Below are 24,327 nucleotides of genomic sequence, written 5' to 3'. Positions count from 1 at the left end.
GCCCCATGCGTCCCATGCTGGCCAGCCCGGCCACCTCGATCCCCCACGGCGAGGGCTGGATCCACGAGGTCAAGTGGGACGGCATGCGGGTGCTCGCCGACATCCGCGACGGCGAGCTGACCCTGACCTCGCGCGCCGGCAACGACGTCACCGCCAGCTACCCCGAGCTCGCGCCCCTCGCCGAGGCGTACGACGACATGCTCCTCGACGGCGAGGTGGTGGCGCTGGACGGCGGGCGGCCGTCCTTCGGCGCCCTCGCCGAACGCATGCACGTCCGCGACCGCCGCAGGGCCGAACGGCTGGCGGCGGTGCGACCGGTGACGCTCATGGTGTTCGACCTGCTCCGGCTGTATGGCGCGGACCTCACCTCCCAGCCCTTGTCCGCCCGTCGCGACCTGCTCGAGCGGCTCGACCTCGCGGGCCGGCACTGGCAGGTGCCGCCGGTCTACGACGACGGCGAGGAGCTGTTCTCCGCGACCCTGGAGCAAGGGCTCGAGGGAGTCGTCAGCAAGCGTCTGTCCGCGCCGTACCTGCCGGGCCGGCGGTCCACCGACTGGCTGAAGTCGCCCCACAAGCTCACCGTGTCCGCCGTCGTCGGTGGCTGGCGGCCGGAGGTCGGCACCACCGACCGGCTCGGGGCCGTGCTGCTCGGCGTGCCCTCGCCGCAGGGCTGGCGGTATGCGGGGCGGATGGGTTCGGGGATCGCCGGCAAGGCGCAGCGCCAGCTCGCCGAGCTCCTCCTGCCCCTGACCCGGGACACGTCACCGTTCGCGACCGAGGTCCCGCGGATCGACTCCGAGGGGGCTTTCTGGGTCGAGCCCCGGGTCGTGGTGGAGGCCCGCACCCTCGAGGTGACCAAGGACGGCCGGCTGCGCCACCCCGCCTACCTCGGGGTGCGCACCGACCTCACCCCCGAGGAGATGCTCACCGAGGCACGCGAGGAGCCCGACGATGAGTGAGACGACCTCGGTGGTCGTCGATGGGCGCAAGCTCAGGCTCACGAGCCTCGACAAGCTGCTCTACCCCTCGACCGAGACGACCAAGGGTGAGGTGCTCAACTACTACGCCCAGGTCGCCGAGGTGATGCTCCCCCACCTCGAGTCCCGCCCACTGACGCGGGTGCGGTGGCCGCACGGCACCGGTGACCAGAGCTTCTTCGAGAAGAACGTCCCCTCTGGGGCGCCGTCCTGGCTTCCCCGGGTGCGCATCGACGACGTGACCTACCCCGTCGTCGACGACCTCGCCCAGCTGACCTACCTGGTCAACCTCAACTCGATCGAGCTGCACGTGCCGCAGTGGAGGGTCGACGACGACGGCGCGCGTCAGCACCCGGACCGCCTCGTCATCGACCTCGACCCCGGCACCGGCGCAGGGCTGCGGGAGTGCGCGAAGGTCGCAGTGATGGTCCGCGACCGGCTCACCGACCTCGGCCTCGACCTGTTCCCGGTCACCAGCGGCAGCAAGGGGATGCAGCTGTATGCCGCGCTGCCGGGAGACCTCTCTTCGGACCAGACCCGCGACCTCGCCCAGCAGCTCGCCCAGGAGCTGACGAAGAAGCACCCGGACCTCGTCGTCTGGAAGATGACCAAGTCGTTGCGGCCGGGGAAGATCTTCCTCGACTGGAGCCAGAACGTCGCCGCCAAGACGACGATCTGCCCCTACTCGTTGCGGGGCAAGGAGACTCCCACCGTCGCGGCGCCCCGGACCTGGGACGAGGTGGAGGCGGGGGCTGCAGGGAAGAAGCTCGAACAGCTGATGTTCGACGAGGTGCTCGACCGGCTCGAGGCCGACGGCGACCTCGTGGCCGACCTGCTCCAGCAGTGACGCCGACCTACCGGCCCGACCTACCGGCGGCGCAGTCGGGGGCAGCCGGCGCACTCGTGGGTGCCGGGCACGGCATACAGGTAGCAGCACGACGCCCGCTGCACAGGCGGACGGTGGCGCAGCCTGGCCACCGCCATGGCCCAGACGTCGTCCACCATCGCCAGGCGCTGGTGCCGGCCGAGGTGGACCCCCGGACGGTAGGCGTCGGCGAGCCGGCGGCCTGCATCGAGGTAGGCCCGCTCGGCCGTCACGAGGCGCCCGGCCGGGTCGGCGACCAGCTGGCCGGCGGACCGCACCTGCACGGTGGTGGGGTAGGCGGCTGAGGCCTCGACCGCGAAGCTCAGGCCGATGGTGCGCGGGTCGAGGGCCCAGGGGCCGAAGAGAGCAGCAGCCACGCCGAGGGTGGCAGGGATCTCCAGGCACCACTGCAGGACGAAGGCCGCGGGCATCGCCGGAGGTGGGGGCGAGCGGTGGTACCGCTCGGTCGCGGCGGTGAACGCATCGCGCCACCGCGCGGCCGGGTCGTCACCGGTCTCGGTGACCAGCTCGTTCCAGACCAGGGGAAGGTCCGGGGAATTGTCGTCGCCTCCGACGAGGTGCCACAGCAGGTGCGGTTGAACGATACGCACCAAGGCGGTCAGGGATTCATCCATGACATCGCCGCAGGTCACAGGCCCGGCATGTGGCATTTCGGGCGGACCCCGAAATGCCACCCGCCGCGGCGACTGTGTGCAGAACGCATCGATTCAGTTCTGCACCGCGGTCAGCCGACCGCGATTCAGTGCGCCTTGTCGTAGGCAGCCTGCACCTCGGCAGAGATACGGCCGCGCTCGCTGACCTTGTGACCATTCTTGCGAGCCCATTCACGGACGTCGGCGAGGTCACGCTTGGAGCCCGAGGGACGGGCAGCCGAACGGGTGCCGGTGGTGCGGCGTCCGGCAGCGCGGCGGCCGTGTCCCACATAGGGGGCGAGGGCGTCGCGCAGGGCGGTGGCGTTGGCCGTGGTGAGGTCGATCTCGTACGTCACGCCGTCGAGGGCGAACGTCACGGTCTCGTCTGCGGGTGAGCCGTCGATGTCGTCCTCGAGAACGATGTTGACGCGCTGTGCCATGGCGAATTCCTCTCAGGAGTCAATGCGGGTCGTCCCAGAAAGTATTCGCTATTCACGCGCAAAGCAAAAGGCACCACTCAGGAAGAATTGTCGTCCTTGGTCACCGGAGCGGAATGGTCACCATTCTCCGGGTGCGCCGCCTCCCATTGGGAATGCGCGAGACGTTCCTTTCGATCGCCCTCGATCATGTTCTTGATGACGAGGTAGAAGAGGAATCCGACACCGGCAGAAGGAATCAGCGCAGCGACATAGGGCCAGATGTTCATCGACCGGCCTCCGGCTTGAGGTGCGGAAAGAGAATGGTCTCGCGGATGCTGGCATCGGTGAACAGCATGACGAGGCGGTCGACCCCGAAACCGAGGCCACCCATCGGCGGGGCGCCGTACTCCAGCGCCCGCAGGAAGTCCTCGTCGAGCTGCATCGCCTCGGGGTCACCACCCGCGGCCCTGATGGACTGCGCCGTGAGGACCTCGCGCTGGACGACGGGGTCGATGAGCTCGGAGAACCCGGTGCCGCGCTCGACGCCACCGATGATGAGGTCCCACGCCTCGATGAGGCCGGGCTCGCTGCGGTGCGGTCGGGCCAGCGGCTGGGCGATCGCGGGGTAGTCGCACAGGAACGTCGGCTGGAGCAGGCCCGGCTCGACGAGCTCGCCGAGCAGCTCGAGGAACACCTTGTCCTTGTCCCAGGCCGGGTCGACCTCGACACCGTGCTTCGCGGCGTACCCGCGCAGGGTCTCGACGTCCGTGTCGATGGTGACCGTCTCGCCCACCGCCTCGGACACCCCTTGGTAGACCGGGAGCCAGCGCCATTCGCCGTCGAGGTCAACGGTGCCGGCTGCGGTCTGCACCTTGCGGGAGCCCAGGGCGTCGGCGACGCCGAGGAAGATGTCGCGCATGAGGGCCGCGATCGTCGTCTGGTCGCCGTACGCCTGGTAGGCCTCGAGCATCGTGAACTCGGGGCTGTGCGTGGCGTCGACCCCCTCGTTGCGGAAGATGCGCCCCATCTCGTAGACCCGGTCGACGCCACCGACGACAGCCTTCTTGAGGTTGAGCTCCAACGCGATCCGCAGGGTCATGTCCTGGTCGAACGCGTTCATGTGGGTGCGGAACGGCCGGGCCGCCGCGCCGCCGTGGACGAGCTGGATGATCGGCGTCTCGACCTCGAGGTAGTCCTGGCCGTCGAGCACCTGGCGGATCGCGGAGAGGGCGCGCGCCTTGGTGCGCACCATGTCGCGGGCCTCCTGCCGCACGATGAGGTCGGCGTAGCGCTGGCGCACCCGCGACTCCTCGGACAGGTCGTGGTGCAGGACGGGCAGCGGGCGCAGCGCCTTGGACGCCATCTCCCAGCGCGTGGCCATGACCGAGAGCTCGCCGCGCCTGCTGCTGATCACGCGGCCCTCGACGAAGACGTGGTCACCGAGGTCGACCGTCGACTTCCAGTCGGCGAGCGCCTCCTCGCCTACCTCGGCGAGGCTGAGCATGACCTGAAGCCGGGTGCCGATCCCCTCCTGGAGGGTGGCGAACGCCAGCTTGCCGGTGTTGCGGATGAAGATGACGCGCCCGGCGACCCCGACGACGTCCTGGGTCTCCTCCCCCGTCTCGAGGTGCCCCCACTGCTGGCGGACGTCGCCGAGCGAGTGCGTCCGCGGCACCGTGACCGGGAACGCCTGCTTCCCCTGCGCCAGCAGCCGGTCGCGCTTGTCCCGCCGCACCTGCATCTGCTCGGGCAGGTCGGCCCCGGGCGTGGTGGTCGCGGGGGCGGCCGTGGGCGTGGCGGTGGTGGCGCTGGGGGTTTCACTCACCCGCAAAGGGTACCCAGCGGCATACAGTGCCCCGCATGGCGGGGAACGAGGCCGGAGGCACCTGGACCGCGCCGCTGCCCGTGCGGCGCGTGGAGCGCAGCCCGTATGCCGCCCTCCCGGACGACCAGTGGCCGCTCACCATCCCTGCGGTGGGTCAGGTCATGCGCGAGGGGCTCGACCTGGGTGCGGCCACGATCCTCGTCGGTGAGAACGGGATGGGGAAGTCGACGCTCATCGAGGCCGTCGCGATGGCGTACGGGCTGTCGCAGGAGGGCGGTTCGACCGGCGCCCGGCACAGCACCCGCGAGACCGAGTCGGCACTGCACCAGGACCTGCGCCTGGTCCGCGGCGCTGGCGCCTCGAGGTGGGGCTACTTCCTGCGGGCCGAGACCATGCACGGGTTGTTCAGCTACCTCGAGGACCACCCCTCCGGCTCGGGCGCCGATCCGAGCGGCCGTCGCAGCGAGCCCGACTTCCACCGGTTGAGCCACGGGGAGTCGTTCATCGGGATGCTGCAGACCCGACGCTTCGACGGGGAAGGGTTCTTCGTCATGGACGAGCCCGAGGCGGGGCTGTCGTTCTCCGCGCAGCTGTCCCTCGTCGCTTCCCTGGCCGAGGCTGTCGCGGAGCCGGGCCGGCAGGTGCTGGTGGCGACCCACTCGCCGATCGTGGCGAGCCTTCCCGGCGCGAGGATCCTGCAGCTCGACGAGACCGGCATCCACGAGACGGCGTGGGAGGACCTCGACGTCGTCGACCACTACCGGCGCTACCTCGACGGACCCGAACGCTACCTGCGTCACCTGTTCGGCTGATCCCTCGTCAGCCACACAGTCACGGTCCGGGCCGGTGCCGCCGATCAGCCCGATTCGGGCGTGCTGTCCGGTTACGTTCCCTTCATCCTCGCCCGTCGGCCGAGCCGCGCCCGCGAGACGACCCTCCCGGCCCACCACGGGGCCCGCGCCCCGAGCGGCGCGCGAGGAGCAGACCGCAGGGACTCCATGTTCTCCAAGCCAGACCACCCGAACACCTCTCCCCACGTCCGACGACGAATGGCCGCCGCCTGTGCCGCGCTCGTGTCGGTGACCGTGTGGGCAGGCATCGCCGCCGCCGACCCCGCAGCCGCAGACGGTGCCGCAGCCAGCGCCTCGATCCCGGTGTCCGCCCCGGTTCCCGGCGTCGCACCCGCCGCTCCTGCGCCCGCTACTGCCACCGCCCCCACCCCGGCGCCGCAGGCAACGACGGCTGCGGCCACGCCCCGCGCCGCCAACGCGGTCGCGTCGGCACCGGTCGTGACCACCCAGCCCGTCGAGACGTGGGTCGACCTCGGAAGCTCGGCCACCTTCACCGCGCACGCGAGCGGCACACCGGCACCGACGGTGCAGTGGCAGTTCCGTCGGTGGTACGAGGACCCCTGGACCGATGTGCCGGGCGCCACCTCGGACCGCTACACCACCCCGCCGAGCTCCGTGAACGATGTCGAGCCCGGCTACCGCGCCGTCTTCACCAACAGCGCGGGCAGCGTCACCACGGCGGCAGTCGACCTCCGGATCAACCAGCCAGCCCCGCCGGCCGGCACCCCCTCGGCGCCGCGCGACGTCACGGCACACCAGACCGCGAAGGGGCAGGTCACCATCACCTGGTCTGCTCCGGCGGACTCCGGCACGTCACCCATCACCAGCTACGGAGCGGGCTACGGCACCCGTCGCTGGGGCAACGGCGACACCTACCCCGCGACGACGTTCCACGCCGTCTTCAACGACATCGCCGACGGCGACTACACAGCGGTGGTCTTCGCGAACAACGACGTGGGCATGGGGTGGCGCGTGTCCGTCCCGGTCTCGGTCGGCGACCTGTCCACGGCTCCCACCCACCTCACGGCGACCCTGTCGGGGACCACCGGCACCGTCACGTGGGGCGCCCCGACGAACGCTGGCTACTCATCCGTGACGGGGTACGAGGTGCTCGCCACCTCGGGAAGCCACCGCGTCTCCCGGTCCGTGTCGGCAGCGACGCGCAGGGTCGCGCTGCCCGCCCTCACCAGCGGCGTCTGGCACGTGACCGTCAGGGCGACCAACACCGTCGGGATCGGCGCGGCCGCGGCCACGTCGCTGACCGTGACGACCACGGCTACGGCCCCGACCCCACCGCCGCCGGCGCCCACGACCCCGGTGCCCACGACCCCGGCGACCCGGCCCTCGACGACGCCGGTGGCAGCAGCCCCCGCCCGGCCCGCCGCTGCGGCCTCCACGCGGCCTGCCGCGTCCCTGGCGCCTGCCGCCTCGGTCGTTCCGACGCGGGCCGTGCTCGCCCACACCGGCAGCAACGGCTCCAGCCAGGCCCTCCTCGCCCTGGCGTTGATGGTCATCGGGGTCGGCTGCGCAGTCGGGTCCCGCAGGATGGGCCGGGCTGGCTGAGACCCGACGAAGCGGGTGTTGTTCAGGGAAACCACGACGAGCACGTCACGGGTGCCGAACGACACCCGCTTCGCGCGTTCTACGGGCGAAAGGTTGCGCGGGGCTGGTCGACGAGGTCGAGGGCCAGGTCGAGGATCGGCGAGGAGTGGGTCAGCCCACCGACGCTGAGGTAGTCGACCCCGGTCAGGGCGTACTCGCGGGCCACGTCGAGGGTCAGCCCGCCGGTCGCCTCGAGCTCGACGTCCTCACCGGTAGCGCGGACGGCCTCGACGGTCTGGCGCAGCAGGTCCACGGACATGTTGTCGCACAACAGGAACCGGGCACCGACACCGACCGACTCGAGCGCCTCCGCCGTCGTGGTCACCTCGACCTGGACCGGCACGTCGGGATACCGGTCGCGCACCGCGGCATACGCCTTGGCCAGCGAGCCGGCCGCGATCTTGTGGTTGTCCTTGATCATCGCGACGTCGTACAGACCCATCCGCTTGTTGGTGCCGCCCCCGGCCCGCACGGCGTACTTCTCCAGGGTGCGCAGCCCCGGAGTGGTCTTGCGGGTGTCGAGCACGGTCGCCCCGGTGCCCTCGAGCTGCTCGGCCCAGCGCCGCGTGTGCGTCGCGATGCCGGAGAGCCGGCAGACGATGTTGAGCATGGTCCGCTCGCCGACGAGGACGACCTGCGTGGAGCCCTCGATGCTCGCGACGACGTCACCGCGGACCAGCTGGTCACCGTCGGCCCGCTGGAGGGTCGTGCGCACCTGCTGCGCCCCGAGGCGCCGGGCCACCTCGTCGAAGACCAGCGGCACGACCGGTATGCCGCCCAGCACGCCGGCCGCGCGCGCCACCACGTGCGCGGTGCTGACCTGGTCGGCCGGGATGGTGGCCGACGTGGTGACGTCGACCCCGTCGGGACCGCCGAGGTCCTCGTCGAGGGCGGACCGGACCACCTCGACGGCGTCGGACCCGGGGAACTGCAGGTCGCTCATGAGGGGTCCTGTTCGGGGACGGGGACGAACGTGGTCGTCACGACGCCGTCGGCGCCACGGGCGAGGAGGGTGTGCCCACGCCATCGGGGGTCGACCTGCCCGGGGAAGTCGGAGCGGACGTGCCCACCCCTGGTCTCCTCGCGCAGGGTGGCCGCCAGCGTCAGGGCCTGACCGACGTGCAGGAGGTTGGTGGTCTCCCAGGACAGCGGGCCGGGTTCGCCCGAGGTCGCCGCAGCGGCGAGCTCGACGAGAGCCGTGGCCGCGGCGGCCAGCGACTCGGCCGAGCGCACCGCACCCGACCCGTGCGTCATCGCCGCCTGCACCTGCACCCGGGCGGACCCGTCGAGCAGGGCGGTGTCGGCCGTCGGCGTGACCGTGGGGGCCTGCTGGAGCTCGCCGGCTGCCAGCCGCGCGCTGATGTCGTCGGCGATCCGGTGGGCGAAGACCAGCCCCTCGAGCAGGGAGTTGGAGGCGAGCCGGTTGGCCCCGTGGACACCGGTGCAGGACACCTCGCCACACGCATACAGGCCGTCAAGGGAGCTGCGGCCCACGAGGTCGGTGCGGACCCCGCCACTGGCGTAGTGCTGGGCAGGGGCGACCGGGAGCAGGTCGGTGGCGAGGTCGAACCCGAGCTCGCGGCACCGCGCCACGATCGAGGGGAAGCGGGCCTCGAGGAAGTCGCGCCCGAGGTGGCGGGCGTCGAGGAAGACGTGGTCCTCCCCGGTCTCGCGCATCCGGTCGACGATCGCCCGGGACACGACGTCACGGGGGGCGAGGTCGGCCAGCGGGTGCTGACCCTGCATGAACCGCACGCCGTCACGGTCGACGAGGAACGCCCCCTCGCCACGGACGGCCTCGGAGATCAGTGGCTGCTGGCCGCTGGCCCCCTCGCCGAGCCACAGCACGGTCGGGTGGAACTGCACGAACTCGACGTCTGCCAGCACCGCACCGGCACGCAGCGCGGCCGCCAGCCCGTCACCGGTGGCCACCGAGGGGTTGGTCGTCGCCGAGTAGACCTGGCCGAGGCCGCCGGTCGCGAGGACGACGGCCCGGGCCAGCGCTGCGCCGACACCGTCCATCTGGCCCTCGCCGATGACGTGCAGGGTCACCCCGCACACGCGGTCGTCGACGTCCTGGAGCAGGTCGACGACCAGGGCGTGCTCGATGACCTCGATCCCGGGGTCGTCCTGCACCGCGTGCAGCGCGGCGATCAGGGCCCGGGAGATCTCCTTGCCGGTGGCGTCGCCGCCGGCGTGGGCGATGCGGTCCCGGTGGTGGCCGCCCTCGCGGGTGAGCTTCAGCTCGCCCTCGTCGTCGAGGTCGAACTCGGCGCCCAGCGCCACGAGCTCGCGGACGCGGGCAGGCCCCTCGTGGACCAGGGCGGTCACCGCAGGGACGTCGCAGACCCCGCACCCGGCGACCAGGGTGTCGTGCAGGTGCTCCTGGGGTGAGTCACCGGGGTCGAGCGCCGCGGCGATCCCGCCCTGCGCCCACTGGGTGGAGCCCTCGCTGAGCACGGTCTTGGTGACCAGCAGGACCCGGTCGACCCGCTGGCGCAGGCGCAACGCGGTCGTAAGGCCCGCGATGCCGGAGCCGACGACGATGACGTCGGCCGAGGCCGTCCAGCCGGGCTCACCGGCCACGAGCCAGCGCGGGACCGCCAAGGGCGCCACCGAGCTGGTGGAGTGGGCCGTGCCGCTGGCTGCTTCGATCCCCGTCTCAGGCGACATCGGTGAAGACCTCGAGGGCGCGCCCGCCGGGGCCGACGAGGAGCGGGAGGTTGTCGATGAGCCGTGTGGTGCCGACCCGTCCGGCGACGGCGAGCAGCGCCTCACCGCGGTACCACTCGGGCACGTCCTCGAGGGTCGAGGGGTGCACGAGGACGAGGTAGTCGACCAGGGCGAGGGGCTCGCGCACGAGGACCGACCGGGCCGCCCGGCGGATGGCCGAAGGCCCCTCGGCAGCAGCCGCAGCACCGGCACGGAGCGCCTTGGACAGGCACAGTGCGACCTCACGGTCCGAGTCGGTGAGGTAGGTGTTGCGGCTGCTCATGGCCAGGCCGTCGGCCTCGCGGACGGTGGGCACGGAGACCACGTCGACCGGGAAGTCGAGGTCGCGCACCATGCGGCGGATGAGCAGCAGCTGCTGGGCATCCTTCTGGCCGAAGTAGGCGCTGTCGGCGCCGGTCAGGTGCAGCAGCTTGGCCACGACGGTGAGCATCCCGTCGAAGTGTCCCGGGCGGGCCTGACCCTCCAGGACGTTGCCGAGCGGTCCGGCGGAGACGCGCACACCCGGGTCGCCGTCCTGGTAGATCACGTCAGGGGTCGGGGCGAAGACGAGGTCGACCCCCGCCGTGCGGCAGATCTCCATGTCGGAGTCGAAGGTGCGCGGGTAGCGCGACAGGTCCTCGCGCGGCCCGAACTGCAGCGGGTTGAGGAAGATCGTCACCACGACGTGGGCCGCCTTGCGGCGAGCCGTCTCGATGAGGGTCAGGTGCCCCTCGTGCAGGGCACCCATCGTCATCACCACGGCCACGTCGCCTCCGGTGAGGTCGGCCCGGGCGGTGCGCAGCTCCGTGCGGGTGCGCGCGACGACCGGGCCACCGGCGTCGCTGGTGACCGGGGTCCCGGTGGGGCGGGGGGTGCTCACTTATCGCTCCTGATCGCTCGCGAGGATGTCCAGCAGCGGCTCGGCCGCCTGCGGTCGCAGTCGACCGCTGGCCAGGGCCCGCTCGGCAGTGGCCCGCGCCAGCGCCACGTAGGTCGGCCGGATGTCCGGGCTGAGCCTCTCCAGCTGCCGCAGGTGCTCGGCCACGGTACCGGCATCACCGCGCGCGACCGGGCCGGTGAGGGCAGCGTCACCCGCGCGCAGCGAGTTGTCGAGCGCTGCGGCGACCAGCGGGCCGAGGACCCGGGACGGGGTCTGCACCCCCGCGGCCGCGAGCGCCTGCAGCGACTGGGCGACGAGGGTGACGAGGTGGTTGGCGCCGTGCGCGAGGGCTGCGTGGTAGAGCGGACGCATCTCCTGGTCGACCCACACCGGTTCCGAGCCGATCTCCAGGACGAGGGCCTCGGCCACCGCCCGGAGCGGCTCGGGCGCGGTCACCCCGAAGCAGCAGTCGGCCAGCCGGTCGAGGTCGAGCGCCGTGCCGGTGAAGGTCATCGCCGGGTGCAGGGCGAGCCCCAGGACGTGCTGTGCCAGGGCCGGCTCGAACACCTCGAGCCCGTGCCTGCCGGACGTGTGCACGACCAGCTGCCCGGCCTGCCAGGTGCGGGTGCTGGCGAGTCCTGCCACGAGGTCCGCCAGGGCATCGTCCGGGACGGCGAGCACCACGAGCTCGGCCTGCCGGACCACGTCCTCCACCGGGAGGACCGGCGTGCCGGGGAGCAGGTCCTGCGCACGGGTGCGGGACTCCTCGCTCACGCCCGAGACGGCGACGACGCGGTGCCCGGCCCTGCGCAGGGCCGCACCGAGCACGGCACCGACGCGTCCGGCGCCGACCACGCCGACGGCAAGCCGCGCGGGACGATCATCGGCCGAGGTCACGCGAGCACGCTACCGCCCGAGCCCTCAGCGTCGTCGACAGACCGTCCTTCTGGCTGACCCACGGGCTGCCGTGACATGGATAGCGTTGGCCCGATGTCTTCAGTGGAGTGGCGGGACGCGTGGCAGCACGCGTTGTACGGGCCGCGGGGCTTCTACCGGGACGAGCGGGGACCACGCGGCCACTTCACGACGGCCACCCACGGCACCCCCGGTGCCGTCCTCGCGGGGGCGCTCGTGCTGCTGGCCCGCGAGCACGCCCTGACCCACGTCGTTGATGTCGGGGCCGGGCGGGGGGAGCTGCTGGAGCACCTGCACTCCGCCGACCCGACCCTGCGGCTGACCGGTGTCGACGTGGTCGATCGGCCGGCGGCGCTGCCCGCCCCCGTGGAGTGGGTCCCCTCCCCCGGCGGACGCGCCCTCCCCGACGACCTGCAGCGGCTGTCCGGCGCCCTTGTCATCGCCCACGAGTGGCTCGACGTGGTGCCGTGCACCGTGGGCGAGGTGGACGACCACGGGGTGCTGCGGGCGCTCGAGGTCGACCGGGTCACCGGCGCCGAGGTGCTGGGCCGGCCGGTCGAGGGACCCGAGCTGGACTGGGCCCGGACGCACTGGCCCGCGAGCTCCCCCGGTGAGCGGGTCGAGGTGGGGCTCAGCCGCGACGAGGCCTGGACCTCGCTGCTGCGCCGGGTGCACAGCGGACTGGCCGTGGCGGTCGACTACGGCCACCGCGGGGGTGAGCGTCCGTCGCAGGGCACGCTCACGGCATACCGGGAGGGCCGGGCGGTGACGCCGGTGCCGGACGGGTCGTGCGACCTGACCGCCCACGTCGCGATGGACACGCTGGACCACGACGACCTCATCGACCAGCGCACCGCCCTGCGCGGGCTCGGCGTCGACGGGGCCACCCCGCCCTTCACGCTCGCCGCGCAGGACCCACAGGCCTACCTCGGGGAGCTGGAGCGGTCCTCGGCGTCGGCCACGCTCACCGCCCCGGGTGGGTTCGGCGACTTCCTGTGGGCGGTCAAGCGCGTGGGCTGACCACCAGCCGTTCGAAGCCGCGCAGCACGAAGGTCGGCCGCCGCTGCGCGTCGACCACCTCGAGGTCCGGGAACCGTGCCAGCAGGGTCCGCAGCGACACCTCCAGCTCCAGCCGGGCCAGCGGGGCCCCGATGCAGAAGTGGATGCCGGCACCGAACGCGAGGTGCGGGTTCGGGTCGCGCGTGGGGTCGAACCGGTCCGGGTCGGCGAAGACGGCCGGGTCCCGGTTGGCGGCACCGAGCAGCGCCGCGACCTTGTCACCGGGCTCGAGGTGCACCCCGCCGACGTCGGTCGGCTCCTTGGCGGTGCGTTCGAAGAGGTGCAGCGGGCTGTCGTGCCGCAGGAACTCCTCGACCAGCCGGGCGAGCGCGGCACCGTCGGTGACGTCGACGCGCGGGCGGTCGGGAGCCGTCAGCCACGAGTGCAGCCCGTTGCCGAACCCGTTCACGCTCGCCTCGTGACCCGCGTTGAGCAGCAGCACGGCGGTGGCGACCAGCTCGTGCGCCGACAACCGGTCGCTGCCGTCGCGGGCCTGGACGAGGTCGCTGAGGAGGTCCTCGCCCGGCGCCTTGGCGCGATGCGCGGCGAGCTCCTCCACGTATGCGGCGAACTCGGCGCTCGCGGTCCTCGCGTTCGCCTCGTCCTGCGGGGTGCGGTCGACCTCGTACATCCTCACGATGGCCTGGCTCCAGGGGCGCAGGTGGTCACGCTCGGACTCGGGCACCCCGAGCAGCTCGGCGATGACGAGGACGGGCAGCGGCTCGGCATACCGCTGGAGCACGTCGAACTCGCCGTCGGGCAGGTCGGCGAGCAGCCCGGCGGCCAGCTCCTCGATGCGCGGCGCCAGTCGCTGGACGTGACCGCGTCCGAACGCCCCGGCCACCAGGCGCCGCAGCCTGGTGTGCTTGGGGGGTTCGCTGTCGAGGATCGAGTCCGCGTGCAGCCAGTTGAAGGTGTCCCAGTCGGCCTCGGGGGTGCGCGGGCCGAAGACCCGGCCCAGCCGCCGGTCGCGCAGGACGGCCCCCGCCTCGGCGTGGCCGGTGGCCAGCCAGACACCCATCCCGCTGTGCCACGCGAGCGGCGAGACGGCCCGCAGGGCGGCCAGGTGGGGGTAGGGATCGGCGACCACCGAGGGGTCCGTGAGGTCGAGGTGGTCGGCGGCGTTCTCGGGGGGCACCAGTGCAGCCTGCCGCAGTGCCACGCTTTTTGTCAGGTGGCAGCTGCGAGGGCAGACTGGTCCGTTGCTGACCGTCGAAAGGACCCCCTGTCCCATGAAGCACCAGCGACTCCCCCTGGCCGCAACGGCCGTCGCGACAGCCCTGATCACCTCCGCCTGCGGTGCCGGTGGCACCTCCAAGAGCCCCGTGACCGTGACCGTGACCCCCACCGTGACCGCGAGCGGGTCCTCCGGCTCCAGCTCGAGCTCGTCGGCGCCCGCGGCCCCCACCAGTGACGTCAAGGGTCGAGCCTTCGACTACGGCGTCGTCACCAAGGTGAGCGAGGTCGGCGGCGTCACCGTCCTGGAGCTGGACCGCTGGACCTGGAAGAAGCTCGACGACGCGAAGCTCGCACAGAGCGGTGTCCCGGAGCAGTGGTTCAAGGGCAAGGTCCCCTACACCAACCAGAACGACACGATCACCTTCACCATCCCGGTCGCCGACGGCGCCCGGATCCTCTACCACCACTGCGTCGCGGCCGACGAACCGCTGCAGACGCGGTCGGCGTCGGTGAAGGAGCTGGCCGGCCTGCACGACCGGGAGAACACCGTCGTCGTCGGGCTCGACGACCAGGGCCGCCTCACCAGCGCCGACAACATCGCCGGCTGCCCCGGCTAGGGGCACGCGGCATACGGCAGACTGGCGGCCATGACCACCCCGGGAGGCCGCGAGCTCACCGTCGGCCTCGGTGCCGGCGGCCTGGCCTCCGCCGACATGGTCCTCAACATCGGCCCGCAGCACCCTGCCACCCACGGCGTCCTGCGGTTGCGGATCGTCGTCGACGGCGAACGCATCGTCTCGGCCGAGCCGATCGTCGGCTACATGCACCGTGGCGCCGAGAAGCTGTTCGAGGTGCGCGACTACCGCCAGATCGTGGTGCTCGCGAACCGGCACGACTGGCTCTCCGCGTTCTCCTCCGAGCTCGGCGTCGTCCTCGGCGTGGAGCGGATGCTCGGTATGGAGGTGCCCGAGCGTGCGGTCTGGGTGCGGACCCTGCTGGCCGAGCTGAACCGCGTGCTCAACCACCTGATGTTCCTCGGCTCCTACCCGCTCGAGCTCGGGGCGATCACCCCGATCTTCTACGCGTTCCGCGAGCGCGAGGAGCTCCAGGCGGTCATGGAGGAGGCGTCGGGCGGGCGCATGCACTACATGTTCAACCGGGTCGGCGGCCTCAAGGAGGACCTCCCCGCCGGCTGGCTCGGTCGGGTCGCGCACGCCGTTGCCGCGGTGCGCGCACGGATGCCCGACCTCGAGTCGCTCATCGTTGGCAACGAGATCCTCGAGGGCCGCACCCGCGGCGTGGGTGTGCTCACGCCCGAAACCATTGCCGCGTATGGCGTCTCGGGCCCGATCGCGCGGGCGTCCGGTGTCGACATGGACCTGCGACGCGACGAGCCGTACCTCGCCTACGCCGAGCTGTTCACCGACGGCGGCCCCGGTCGGGTGGTGACGCGGTCGGCGGGCGACTGCCTCGCACGCCTCGAGGTGCTCCTCGAGCAGGTGGACGTCAGCCTCGACCTCGCCGAGGCCTGCCTGGACCGGCTCGGCTCACTGCCCCGCGGCCCGGTGAACGTCAAGCTCCCCAAGGTCCTCAAGGTGCCCGAGGGCGACCTCTACACGGCGACGGAGAACCCGCTCGGCTTCAACGGCTACTACCTCGTGTCCCGGGGGGACAAGACGCCGTGGCGGCTCAAGCTGCGCTCCGCGTCGTTCAACAACGTCGCCGTCCTCGCCGAGGTGCTGCCCGGTCACCTCATCGCCGACATGGTGGCGATCCTGGGCTCGATGTTCTTCGTCGTCGGCGACGTCGACAAGTAGCGCGTCAGCCGGCGTCCTCGTCGCCGCGGTCCGGCGGGTCGACGCGGCACATCCGCTGGGTGACCATGCCGGCGGTCGCCAGGACGACGGCGGAGGCGCACAGCGTGAGGAGGCGCCACACGAGGTCGCGGTATCCCGGCAGGGACAGCTCGGCGAGCGCGTGGGCGAGCTGCGCGGCATACCAGCCGAGGACCCCGGCGCCGGTGAGGGCCGCGGCCTGCGCGAGCACCAGGGTGCGGGCCGCGCGGATCGGGCTGAGCGGCTTGGTGGCCTCACCCCGCAGGAACCGGCGGACGGGCAGACCGGCCCCGACGACGAGGACGGCCATGACCACCAGCAGCACCGAGGAGATCCACGACGCCGGCCCGAGGAGACCGCCGGTGTTGAGGTAGATCCGCCACCCGATCCACGACACCGCGCCCACCACGAGGGCGGTGGCGGCGAGCTGGGACCAGCGCAGGCCCCGGCCTTGATTCACCACGGCCCCTCCAGCAGGTCGACGTCCGGCCCGGGACGCACGCCCGAGATGTCCAGACCAGCAACCAGGTCGGCCACCCGGCGGACCGAACCATCCACGCGCAGAACGGCTTCCGGCTCGACGCGGAGCCAGGGCACCAGCACGAACGCCCGCTCGTGGGCGCGCGGGTGCGGCAGCGTGAGGGTCGCGCTGTCCATGACGACATCGGTGTCGAACACCGGGTCGCCGTACTGCACGAGGTCGAGGTCGAGGGTGCGCGGCCCCCAGTGCACCTCGCGCGTGCGGCCGTGCCCCCGCTCGATGTCGTGCAGCTCCGCGAGCAGGGTCGACGGCGCGAGGTAGGTGGTGCCGACGACCACCGCATTGAGGTATGGGGGTTGCTCCGGTCCACCGACGGGGTCGGTCTCGACCGGGGAGGAGACCTCGATGTCGCCGTCGAGCACGCCGAACAGGGACATGACGGCCTCGTGCAGGATGTCGACGGAGTCGCCGAGGTTCGAGCCCAGGGCGATGACCACCGGCGCCTGGCGCACCCGCTCGACCCGCACCTGGACGTCGGTGAACGGGTGACCGACCGGCGCCTGCGGCTTGTGCACGACGACCTCGACCGCCTCGACCAGCGGGCGGGTGAGCACCTTGTCGGCGATGCGGGCTGCGAGCGCCTCGATGAGGTCGAGCGACTCGCCCTCGATGAGGGCCACCACGTCCCCGGCCACCTCGGCGTAGTTGACCGTGTCGGCAAGGTCGTCGCTGGATCCGGCCGGCCCGAGGTCGACCTGCATCGTGACGTCGACGACGAACGTCTGCCCCTCCCGCTTCTCGAAGTCCAGCACGCCGTGGTGCCCGTGGGCGGAGATGCCCTTGAGGACGATCTGGTCGGTCACGGCGTCATTCTCCGTCAGTCGATTGGTCACCGGCGTGGTCGATGGCGGCGGTGGCTCGCAGGGCGTCGAGGGTCGAGGGGACGTGGTGGACCCTGACCCCCCAGGCGCCGAGCCGGGCGGCGTGCACCGAGGTGGCCGCAGTGGCGGCATCGCGCTCGGCGGGAGGTCGTGGCGCCCCGCCCTCCGGGACGCCGAGCCGCCCGAGGAAGGTCTTGCGAGACGTGCCCACCAGGACCGGGTGGCCGAGGTCGACGACGCGGTCGAGGTGGCGCAACAGCGACCAGTTGTGGTGCGCGAGCTTGGCGAAGCCGAACCCGGGGTCGAGCACCAGCCGGTCGGCAGCCACCCCGGCCGCCACCAGGTCGCGGGCCCGGGCCGACAGCTCGGCGCAGACGTCGGCCACGACGTCGCGGTAGGCGGCGCGCGACTGCATGTCGGCACTGTGGCCGCGCCAGTGCATGGCGACGAAGGGGACCCCGGTGTCGGCCACCACCGAAGCCATCGCGTCGTCGGCCAGCCCACCGCTCACGTCGTTGACGATGGTCGCCCCAGCGGTGAGGGCCCTGGTCGCGACCGCGGCGCGCATCGTGTCGACGCAGACCACGGCACCGTCGGCGGCAAGGGCCTCGATGACGGGCAGCACCCTGCGCAGCTCCTCCTCCACCGAGGGGCGCTGCGCGCCGGGACGGGTGGACTCTCCCCCGATGTCGAGGACGTCGGCGCCCTGGGCGAGCAGCTCGCGGCCGTGCGCCACCGCGGCAGCCGGCTCGAACCACTCACCCCCGTCGCTGAACGAGTCGGGGGTGACGTTGACGACGCCCATGACGACCGGCAGGCCGTCGGCCCGGCGCAGGGGCCAGCTGCTCACAGCCGGCTCCCGAGCCGCCCGAGCTTCGGCCAGGTGAGGAACGCCTCCGCCTCGAGCGCGGCCAGGCCCACGCGTGGGAGGTCGGGCCCGGCGGGATACAGGAGGAACCGCGGCTGCCAGGCCGGCTGGAACTTGGCGTTGAAGCGGTAGAGGCTCTCGATCTGCAGCCAGCGGGAGGCGAACAGGAGCACCGACCGCCAGGCCCGCAGGATGGGGCCGGCGCCGAGCTTCTCACCGCGTTCGAGGGCGGAACGGAAGGCGGCGAAGTTGAGGGACACCCGCTTCACCCCGAGGGCGGGGGCAGCCTTGAGGGCCTCGACGATCATCAGCTCGTTGACGCCGCCGTCCGCCGTCTTGTCGCGCCGCATGACGTCGAGCGACATGCCGTCCTCGCCCCAGGGGACGAACTGCAGGAATGCGCGCACCACGCCATCATGGCGCGCCGCGACGAACACGCAGTCCGGATCGGCTTGGTCGAGCAGCCGACCGAGGGCCATCGAGAATCCGCGCTCGGTGTCGGACGAGCGCCACGCTGCCGCATCGGCCATCGCCAGCGCGCGCAGCTCGGGGGCGACGTCGCGGACGCGGGTGACCTCGACGGAGTAGCCGGCGCGGGCGATCCGGCTCACCATCTGTCGGACGTTGCGCATCGGGCGACCCGCGAGGCTGAAGGTCGTGGTGTCGACGACGGCCTCGTCGCCCAGCTCGATGGCCGACATGCCCGTCTCGCGCACCCACGTGGTGCCGGCCTTCTCGGAGCAGCCCAGCACCGCCGGCGTCCACGCGTGGTCGCGCGCCTTGGCGATGAACTCGGAGATGGCCCCCGGCCACGCCTCGGGGTCGCCGACCGGGTCACCGCTGGCGAGCATGACTCCGGACACGACGCGGTAGGCGATCGCGGCCTTGCCCGACTCGGACCACACGACGCTCTTGTCGCGCCGGGTGTTGAAGTAGGCCAGGGAGTCGCTGTAGCGAGTCATGAGCAGCCTCAGCCGGGCCTCCTCCTCGTCCGTGAGCTGCGGCCGTGGCTCCGGCGTGCGCAGCGCGAGGTAGACCGGCGTCAGCAGCGTCATCAGGCCCAGGGCCAGCAGCAGCGAGCCGACGATGTCGGTCGGCCGGTCCCGCGTGAAGGTGAGCGGTCCGTTGGCCCCCACGAAGCCGTAGAGCAGCTCCTCGCCCAGCTCCACCGGTCCGGGGAAGCCACCGGCGATCTCGTGCCGGTTGAGCCAGATCACGAGCGCGCCGGAGAACACCGAGATCGCGAGCAGCACGAAGAAGGCGCGCACGGCACGCCACCGGGTGCTCGGGTCCCCGAGCGCCTGGAACTCGTCCCGGTAGCGCACCAGCAGGACGAGACCGACGGCTGCGACGAGGGCGGCGGTCGGCTCCGCCTTGAGCCCGTGCAGGACGACCGAGATCGCCAGCAGGACGATGGCAGCGCGCCAGGCCCGTCGCTTGCGGCGCTTGAGGGAGTGACCGAGGACCAGGAGGAAGACCCCGGAGACCACGGTCGCGGCGGCGGCCGCGTCGGTCAGGGCCCCGGGCAGCACCTCGGTGAGTCCCAGCAGGCGCACCCGCCAGGTGTGCAGCAGCCCGGTCAGGAGGTCGATGGTCCCGATGAGGTAGGTCAGGGTGCCCAGCAGGCGCGGGACCGTGCGAGCCGTGAGGACGGTCGGCAGCCTCGAGGGGATCTTCGCGGAGAGGGTGGAGAGGGTGGAGCGCGAAGGTTCGCGTCCGGTCACCGCTTGCCCCCCAGCAGCAGGGCCATCGCCTCGGCGCGGGTGGCCGGGTCCCGCAGCTGACCACGGACGGCCGAGGTGATGGTGCGCGACCCCGGCTTGCGGATGCCGCGCATCGACATGCACAGGTGCTCGCACTCGATGACCACGATGACCCCCTGGGCGCCGACGTGCTCGACCAGGGCATCGGCCACCTGCGTGGTCAGGCGCTCCTGGACCTGCGGGCGCCGCGCGTACATCTCGACCAGCCGGGCCAGCTTGGACAGGCCGGTGACCCGACCGTCCTTGGCGGGGATGTAGCCGACGTGGGCGACACCGTGGAACGGCACGAGGTGGTGCTCGCACATGCTGTAGACCTCGATGTCGCGCACGAGGATCATCTCTTCGTGGTCGATCTCGAAGGTCTTGCGGAGCACGTCGGCGGCCTGGAGCCCGAGCCCGGCGAAGAACTCGCCGTAGGCTCGGGCCACCCGCGCCGGCGTCTCCTTCAGCCCGTCCCGGTCCGGGTCCTCACCGATGGCGAGCAGGAGCTCACGCACGGCTGCCTCGGCTCGTGGCTGGTCCACCATCGAGGGACCCTCAGTGGTCATCCGGGCTGACCTGGCCACCCTCGGGGATCTGGATCGTCTGCGTCGGCGGGTGCTCCTCGGGGGTCTTGAGCGCGCCCGCCTCGGCGGCCTTGTCGATCGCCTCGGCCGTGTAGCGGTTGGTGCCGGCCGACTCCAGGGAGTGGGCGTTGCCGTTCTGGGCAGCCCGCTCGGCCGGGGTCAGCACCGGGGGCTGGTCGGACAGGAACCGCGTCTCGCTCGACAGCCACGTCGGTCGCAGCGGACGCTTGCGGATCGGCGCGAAGATCGCCGCGAGCTCCTTGGCGTTGAGCGTCTCGTGCTCGAGCAGGTCGAGGACGAGGCGGTCCAGGATGTCGCGGTTGTCGTTGATGACGTGCCACGCCTCGTCGTGCGCGGCGTCGATGAGCTTGCGCACCTCCGTGTCGACGATGCTCGCGATCTCCTCGGAGTAGTCGCGCTGGTGGCCCATGTCGCGGCCGAGGAAGACCTCGCCCTGGCTCTGGCCCAGCTTGATGGCGCCGATCCGCTCGCTCATGCCGTACTCGGTGACCATCTTGCGAGCCATGCCGGTGGCCTTCTCGATGTCGTTGGAGGCACCGGTGGTCGGGTCGTGGAAGACGACCTCCTCGGCGACGCGCCCACCCATGGCGTAGGAGAGCTGGTCGAGGATCTCGTTGCGGGTCGTGGAGTACTTGTCGTCGGTCGGCATGACCATCGTGTAGCCGAGCGCACGACCGCGGGGCAGGATCGTCACCTTGGTCACCGGGTCGAGGTGGTTCATCGCCGCGGCGACGAGCGCGTGGCCGCCCTCGTGGTAGGCCGTGATCTTGCGCTCCTTGGCGGACATGATCCGGGTGCGCTTCTGCGGGCCCGCGATGACCCGGTCGATGGCCTCGTCCAGGGCGGCGTCGTCGATGAGCTTGCCGTCGCTGCGCGCGGTGAGCAGCGCAGCCTCGTTGAGCACGTTGGCGAGGTCGGCACCGGTGAAGCCGGGTGTACGGCGCGCGACGGCGAGCAGGTCCACGCCGGTGGCCATGGGCTTGCCCTGGGAGTGCACCTCGAGGATGCGGTGGCGGCCGATCATGTCGGGCGCCTCGACCGCGATCTGGCGGTCGAACCGGCCCGGGCGCAGGAGCGCCGGGTCGAGGATGTCGGGGCGGTTGGTCGCCGCGATGAGGATGACGTTGGTCTTGACGTCGAACCCGTCCATCTCGACGAGGAGCTGGTTGAGCGTCTGCTCACGCTCGTCGTGCCCACCACCGAGGCCGGCGCCGCGGTGACGGCCGACGGCGTCGATCTCGTCGACGAACACGATGGCCGGGGCGTTGGCCTTAGCCTGCTCGAACAGGTCGCGCACGCGGGAGGCACCGACACCGACGAACATCTCGACGAAGTCCGAACCGGAGATCGAGTAGAAGGGGACGCCGGCCTCACCCGCGACGGCGCGGGCGAGCAGGGTCTTGCCGGTGCCGGGAGGCCCGTAGAGCAGGACGCCCTTGGGGATCTTGGCGCCGACCGCGAGGAACTTGGCGGGCTCGGCCAGGAACTCCTTGATCTCGTGGAGCTCCTCGACGGCCTCGTCAGCGCCGGCCACGTCCGCGAAGGTGACCTTCGGGGTGTCCTTGGACGCGAGCTTGGCCTTGGACTTGCCGAACTGCATGACGCGCGAGCCGCCGCCCTGCATCTGCGACATGAGGAACCAGAACAGGCCCAGCAGGATGATGATCGGCAGGACGGAGCCGAGCAGCGCCACGAAGGGGTTGGTGCCCTTGTTCTCCTGGTTCACACCGCCCGAGGGCGGGTTGTCCTTGAGCAGCTGGATGAAGCCCGGGCCGGCGGCCTCGACGTACTCGGTGCGGACCTTCGTCGCGTCCTTGACGTTCTTGCCGTCCGAGTAGGTCTGACCACTCTTGAGGTCGAGGTCGACCACCTCGTTGTTGGTGATCGTGACCTTCTCGACCTTCTTCTCCGTGATGAGCTGCTGGGCCGCGGAGGTGTCGATGCGGGTGTAGCCACCGGCGTCGCTGAGGGAGAAGACCATCAGCGTGATCGCGATGACCGCGACGACCCAGAACAACGGGGCCCGAAGGATGCGCTTGAAATCCATGTGTGTAGCGGGGCTGGCCGCCCCGTGCCTCCTGCTCGATCACGCTGCTGTGCCACGGCCCGGAACTGGGTGCGGCTCTACCACGACGGTACTACGCGGGTGCTGCCGTGGTTCGTGCTGGACAACGACCCGGGTGGACCGGGTGTTCCGGCTGCGCCCGTGCCTCGAGCGCCTCCCGGGGCACGGACGACCTGGCCTGCGCCTCAGGCGTAGACGTGCGGGGCCAGGGTGCCCACGACGCGCAGGTTGCGGTACTGCTCGGCGTAGTCGAGGCCGTAGCCGACGACGAACTCGTTGGCGATGTCGAAACCGACCCACCTGACGTCGATCTCGACCTTGGCCGCCTCGGGCTTGCGCAGCAGGGTGCAGATCTCGACCGAGGCCGGGGACCGCGACTCCAGGTTGGACTTGATCCACGAGAGCGTCAGGCCGGAGTCGACGATGTCCTCGACGATCAGGACGTGCTTGCCGGTGATGTCGGTGTCGAGGTCCTTGAGGATCCGCACGACGCCCGAGGACTTGGTGCCCGAGCCGTACGACGAGACGGCCATCCAGTCCACCGGCGCGGTGCCGGGCAGGGCGCGCGACAGGTCGGCCATGACCATGACCGCCCCCTTCAGGACGCCGACGAGCAGCAGGTCCTTGCCCTCGTACTCCGCCCAGACCTCCTCGGCGAGCTCCGCGAGGCGTGCGTGGATCTCCTCCTCGGTGATGAGGACCTTCTCCAGATCGGCTCCCATGTGGGCAGCGTCCACGGCTCTTCTCCAAGTCTCGGTGGGTCCGACGGTCGGCGCCGGCAGGCGTCGGTGGGGTTGAGGTGTCGGGTGCGGGGCTATTCAACCGGAGGCGGCGGACCGATGGATACCCGCCCACCGGCCCGAGTCGCCAGCAGCGGACCGGGAAGGCTCACCGGCCCCTGTCCGTGCCAGCTCGTGAGGAGCGCGTCGCACGCCTCCGTATGGCGCGTGCTCACCTGCCCGGGCGGCGCCCCGGCGGCGATGGCCAGGCTGCGCCATACCCGCGTGCGCACGGCCCTCGGCAGAGCGGCCAGCTCCTCCACCGCGACCTCCACCCGCCCCGCACTCCGCCCTCCACTCCGCCCGGTCGATGTGAACACGCCCGGATCCCCCGGCGTGTCTACATCGACCGGGGAGGTGACGGGAGGGAGCAGGGTCGTCAGCGCCTCGGCGGCGAGGCGGTCGAGGTGGTCGGCGTCGTCGCGCAGCTGGTCGGCGCTCCGGGCGAGCGCGGCGGTGACCCCCGGACCGAGGTCGCGCTCGAGGTCCGCGAGCGCGCGACGGGCCCGGACCCTGGTGAAGGCCGGGTCCGCGTTCATCGGGTCGTCCCACCAGGTGAGCCCCTCCGCGGTGCACGAGGCGCGCGTCTGCTCCCTCGACACGGCGAGGAGGGGACGGCGGTAGCGGCCGCGGGCCCGGGCCATACCGGCCAGGGACCGGGCCCCGGAGCCCCGGGTGAGGCCGAGCAGCACCTGTTCGGCCTGGTCGTCCCGGGTGTGACCCAGCAGCACGAACCGCGCGCGGTACCGGGTGGCAGCCACCTCGAGGGCGCGGTAGCGGGCGTCCCGCGCCGCGGACTCCAGGCCGTCCGAGCCGGCCTCGACGATCACCATGGCCCAGCCGATCGGGGCCAGGCCGAGCGCGTCGCACTGAGCACCCGCCTGTCGGGCGACGGCAGCCGAGTCCGCGGCCAGGCCGTGGTCGACCACGAACGCCCCGGCGCGGACCGCCAGCTTGGGCGCCTCGAAGGCGACGGCCGCCGCGAGCGCCAGGGAGTCCGCTCCCCCGCTGCAGGCGACGAGGACCAGATCGCCGGGGTCGCACTCCGCGAGCGCAGCCCGGACCGCGAGCCGGACGGCTGCCGTCGCGGGATGGGGGCCGGTCACGGGCTCACCGAGGCTGCCGTCGCGG

24 protein-coding genes are annotated in these 24,327 nt (G+C 72.0%); 7 read left to right on the top strand and 17 right to left on the bottom strand.

Annotation, left to right across the window (positions count from 1 at the left end):
• Positions 1-5 precede the first annotated feature (5 nt).
• Together ligD (ABEG17_RS10880) and ligD (ABEG17_RS10875) are read left to right on the top strand one after the other, a co-directional pair.
• Positions 6-959, top strand: a complete 954-nt coding sequence (gene ligD, locus ABEG17_RS10880) for a non-homologous end-joining DNA ligase (protein WP_406829493.1) — start codon at positions 6-8, stop codon at positions 957-959.
• Entirely contained in the window at positions 952-1,824 is an 873-nt protein-coding gene (ligD, locus tag ABEG17_RS10875; RefSeq protein WP_406829492.1) for a non-homologous end-joining DNA ligase, read from the top strand. Before ligD (ABEG17_RS10880) ends, ligD (ABEG17_RS10875) begins: the two co-directional genes overlap by 8 nt.
• 20 nt (positions 1,825-1,844) lie before the next feature.
• On the opposite strand, the gene ABEG17_RS10870 is transcribed toward ligD (ABEG17_RS10875), so the two are convergent.
• The 4 genes from ABEG17_RS10870 to lysS form a co-directional block, all read right to left on the bottom strand.
• The gene (locus ABEG17_RS10870; protein WP_406833180.1) at positions 1,845-2,453 is read right to left on the bottom strand and encodes a (2Fe-2S)-binding protein; all 609 of its coding nucleotides are present in this window, start codon (positions 2,451-2,453) and stop codon (positions 1,845-1,847) included.
• Positions 2,454-2,602: 149 nt separating this feature from the next.
• Entirely contained in the window at positions 2,603-2,935 is a 333-nt protein-coding gene (locus ABEG17_RS10865) for an Lsr2 family protein (protein WP_406829491.1), read from the bottom strand.
• A gap of 77 nt (positions 2,936-3,012) precedes the next feature.
• Complete coding sequence (locus ABEG17_RS10860) at positions 3,013-3,201, bottom strand: lysyl-tRNA synthetase (RefSeq protein ID WP_406829490.1); 189 nt, start codon at positions 3,199-3,201, stop codon at positions 3,013-3,015.
• Complete coding sequence (gene lysS / locus ABEG17_RS10855) at positions 3,198-4,655, bottom strand: lysine--tRNA ligase (RefSeq protein WP_406833179.1); 1,458 nt, start codon at positions 4,653-4,655, stop codon at positions 3,198-3,200. Before lysS ends, ABEG17_RS10860 begins: the two co-directional genes overlap by 4 nt.
• Before the next feature lie 119 nt (positions 4,656-4,774).
• Between lysS and ABEG17_RS10850 the strand changes: the two genes are divergently transcribed.
• Positions 4,775-5,551, top strand: a complete 777-nt coding sequence (locus ABEG17_RS10850) for an AAA family ATPase (protein WP_406829489.1) — start codon at positions 4,775-4,777, stop codon at positions 5,549-5,551.
• A gap of 60 nt (positions 5,552-5,611) precedes the next feature.
• Positions 5,612-7,153, top strand: a complete 1,542-nt coding sequence (locus tag ABEG17_RS10845) for a hypothetical protein (protein WP_406829488.1) — start codon at positions 5,612-5,614, stop codon at positions 7,151-7,153.
• A 79-nt stretch (positions 7,154-7,232) separates the two neighbouring features.
• On the opposite strand, the gene nadC is transcribed toward ABEG17_RS10845, so the two are convergent.
• The 4 genes from nadC to ABEG17_RS10825 are packed head-to-tail and all read right to left on the bottom strand — an operon-like array spanning position 7,233 to position 11,681.
• The gene (gene nadC / locus ABEG17_RS10840) at positions 7,233-8,135 is read right to left on the bottom strand and encodes a carboxylating nicotinate-nucleotide diphosphorylase (protein ID WP_406829487.1); all 903 of its coding nucleotides are present in this window, start codon (positions 8,133-8,135) and stop codon (positions 7,233-7,235) included.
• Positions 8,132-9,865 (bottom strand): L-aspartate oxidase, encoded by a 1,734-nt coding sequence (locus ABEG17_RS10835; protein ID WP_406829486.1) that lies wholly within the window; start codon positions 9,863-9,865, stop codon positions 8,132-8,134. The genes nadC and ABEG17_RS10835 overlap by 4 nt, the downstream gene beginning before the upstream one ends.
• Entirely contained in the window at positions 9,855-10,784 is a 930-nt protein-coding gene (gene panC, locus ABEG17_RS10830) for a pantoate--beta-alanine ligase (RefSeq protein ID WP_406829485.1), read from the bottom strand. The genes ABEG17_RS10835 and panC overlap by 11 nt, the downstream gene beginning before the upstream one ends.
• Complete coding sequence (locus ABEG17_RS10825) at positions 10,785-11,681, bottom strand: Rossmann-like and DUF2520 domain-containing protein (RefSeq protein WP_406829484.1); 897 nt, start codon at positions 11,679-11,681, stop codon at positions 10,785-10,787.
• A gap of 93 nt (positions 11,682-11,774) precedes the next feature.
• Between ABEG17_RS10825 and ABEG17_RS10820 the strand changes: the two genes are divergently transcribed.
• Positions 11,775-12,719, top strand: a complete 945-nt coding sequence (locus ABEG17_RS10820) for an SAM-dependent methyltransferase (protein WP_406829483.1) — start codon at positions 11,775-11,777, stop codon at positions 12,717-12,719.
• On the opposite strand, the gene ABEG17_RS10815 is transcribed toward ABEG17_RS10820, so the two are convergent.
• Positions 12,703-13,896, bottom strand: a complete 1,194-nt coding sequence (locus ABEG17_RS10815; RefSeq protein ID WP_406829482.1) for a cytochrome P450 — start codon at positions 13,894-13,896, stop codon at positions 12,703-12,705. The genes ABEG17_RS10820 and ABEG17_RS10815 overlap by 17 nt on opposite strands.
• 94 nt (positions 13,897-13,990) lie before the next feature.
• Here ABEG17_RS10815 and ABEG17_RS10810 point away from each other — a divergent pair, with 94 nt between their 5' ends.
• Both ABEG17_RS10810 and ABEG17_RS10805 read left to right on the top strand, forming a co-directional pair.
• Positions 13,991-14,554: a hypothetical protein gene (locus ABEG17_RS10810; RefSeq protein ID WP_406829481.1), complete on the top strand. Its 564-nt coding sequence runs from the start codon at positions 13,991-13,993 to the stop codon at positions 14,552-14,554.
• Positions 14,555-14,584: 30 nt separating this feature from the next.
• Positions 14,585-15,754, top strand: coding sequence for an NADH-quinone oxidoreductase subunit D (locus ABEG17_RS10805; RefSeq protein WP_406829480.1), 1,170 nt, complete (start codon positions 14,585-14,587; stop codon positions 15,752-15,754).
• 4 nt (positions 15,755-15,758) lie between these two features.
• On the opposite strand, the gene ABEG17_RS10800 is transcribed toward ABEG17_RS10805, so the two are convergent.
• From ABEG17_RS10800 to tilS, 8 genes are all read right to left on the bottom strand, one after another.
• Positions 15,759-16,235 (bottom strand): DUF3180 domain-containing protein, encoded by a 477-nt coding sequence (locus ABEG17_RS10800; RefSeq protein ID WP_406829479.1) that lies wholly within the window; start codon positions 16,233-16,235, stop codon positions 15,759-15,761.
• Positions 16,229-17,116, bottom strand: coding sequence for a 2-amino-4-hydroxy-6-hydroxymethyldihydropteridine diphosphokinase (gene folK / locus ABEG17_RS10795; RefSeq protein ID WP_406829478.1), 888 nt, complete (start codon positions 17,114-17,116; stop codon positions 16,229-16,231). Before folK ends, ABEG17_RS10800 begins: the two co-directional genes overlap by 7 nt.
• A gap of 4 nt (positions 17,117-17,120) precedes the next feature.
• Positions 17,121-17,939: a dihydropteroate synthase gene (folP, locus tag ABEG17_RS10790; RefSeq protein ID WP_406833177.1), complete on the bottom strand. Its 819-nt coding sequence runs from the start codon at positions 17,937-17,939 to the stop codon at positions 17,121-17,123.
• Between the two features lie 41 nt (positions 17,940-17,980).
• Entirely contained in the window at positions 17,981-19,726 is a 1,746-nt protein-coding gene (locus tag ABEG17_RS10785) for a phosphatidylglycerol lysyltransferase domain-containing protein (protein WP_406829477.1), read from the bottom strand.
• Positions 19,723-20,313, bottom strand: a complete 591-nt coding sequence (gene folE / locus ABEG17_RS10780; protein ID WP_406829476.1) for a GTP cyclohydrolase I FolE — start codon at positions 20,311-20,313, stop codon at positions 19,723-19,725. Before folE ends, ABEG17_RS10785 begins: the two co-directional genes overlap by 4 nt.
• Positions 20,303-22,399, bottom strand: coding sequence for an ATP-dependent zinc metalloprotease FtsH (ftsH, locus tag ABEG17_RS10775; RefSeq protein WP_406829475.1), 2,097 nt, complete (start codon positions 22,397-22,399; stop codon positions 20,303-20,305). The genes folE and ftsH overlap by 11 nt, the downstream gene beginning before the upstream one ends.
• Positions 22,400-22,602: 203 nt before the next feature.
• Positions 22,603-23,139, bottom strand: coding sequence for a hypoxanthine phosphoribosyltransferase (gene hpt / locus ABEG17_RS10770; RefSeq protein WP_406829474.1), 537 nt, complete (start codon positions 23,137-23,139; stop codon positions 22,603-22,605).
• A gap of 92 nt (positions 23,140-23,231) precedes the next feature.
• Positions 23,232-24,302, bottom strand: coding sequence for a tRNA lysidine(34) synthetase TilS (gene tilS, locus ABEG17_RS10765; protein WP_406829473.1), 1,071 nt, complete (start codon positions 24,300-24,302; stop codon positions 23,232-23,234).
• Between the last annotated feature and the right edge of the window lie 25 nt (positions 24,303-24,327).

This window comes from Pedococcus sp. KACC 23699, from assembly GCF_045348425.1.
GTDB lineage: Bacteria > Actinomycetota > Actinomycetes > Actinomycetales > Dermatophilaceae > Pedococcus.
Note: the sequence above shows the minus strand (reverse complement) of the source record. Positions and strands in the feature narration are given on the sequence as shown.

Excerpts from the sequence above, each read along its gene's own strand:
- ligD (WP_406829493.1), top strand. The coding sequence starts at position 6 with ATGCGTCCCATGCTGGCCAGCCCGGCCACCTCGATCCCCCACGGCGAG.
- ligD (WP_406829492.1), top strand. The coding sequence starts at position 952 with ATGAGTGAGACGACCTCGGTGGTCGTCGATGGGCGCAAGCTCAGGCTC.
- ABEG17_RS10865 (WP_406829491.1), bottom strand. The coding sequence starts at position 2,935 with ATGGCACAGCGCGTCAACATCGTTCTCGAGGACGACATCGACGGCTCA.
- ABEG17_RS10860 (WP_406829490.1), bottom strand. The coding sequence starts at position 3,201 with ATGAACATCTGGCCCTATGTCGCTGCGCTGATTCCTTCTGCCGGTGTC.
- lysS (WP_406833179.1), bottom strand. The coding sequence starts at position 4,655 with ATGCAGGTGCGGCGGGACAAGCGCGACCGGCTGCTGGCGCAGGGGAAG.
- ABEG17_RS10850 (WP_406829489.1), top strand. The coding sequence starts at position 4,775 with ATGGCGGGGAACGAGGCCGGAGGCACCTGGACCGCGCCGCTGCCCGTG.
- nadC (WP_406829487.1), bottom strand. The coding sequence starts at position 8,135 with ATGAGCGACCTGCAGTTCCCCGGGTCCGACGCCGTCGAGGTGGTCCGG.
- ABEG17_RS10835 (WP_406829486.1), bottom strand. The coding sequence starts at position 9,865 with ATGTCGCCTGAGACGGGGATCGAAGCAGCCAGCGGCACGGCCCACTCC.
- ABEG17_RS10820 (WP_406829483.1), top strand. The coding sequence starts at position 11,775 with ATGTCTTCAGTGGAGTGGCGGGACGCGTGGCAGCACGCGTTGTACGGG.
- ABEG17_RS10810 (WP_406829481.1), top strand. The coding sequence starts at position 13,991 with ATGAAGCACCAGCGACTCCCCCTGGCCGCAACGGCCGTCGCGACAGCC.
- ABEG17_RS10805 (WP_406829480.1), top strand. The coding sequence starts at position 14,585 with ATGACCACCCCGGGAGGCCGCGAGCTCACCGTCGGCCTCGGTGCCGGC.
- folP (WP_406833177.1), bottom strand. The coding sequence starts at position 17,939 with ATGGGCGTCGTCAACGTCACCCCCGACTCGTTCAGCGACGGGGGTGAG.
- folE (WP_406829476.1), bottom strand. The coding sequence starts at position 20,313 with ATGACCACTGAGGGTCCCTCGATGGTGGACCAGCCACGAGCCGAGGCA.
- ftsH (WP_406829475.1), bottom strand. The coding sequence starts at position 22,399 with ATGGATTTCAAGCGCATCCTTCGGGCCCCGTTGTTCTGGGTCGTCGCG.
- hpt (WP_406829474.1), bottom strand. The coding sequence starts at position 23,139 with ATGGGAGCCGATCTGGAGAAGGTCCTCATCACCGAGGAGGAGATCCAC.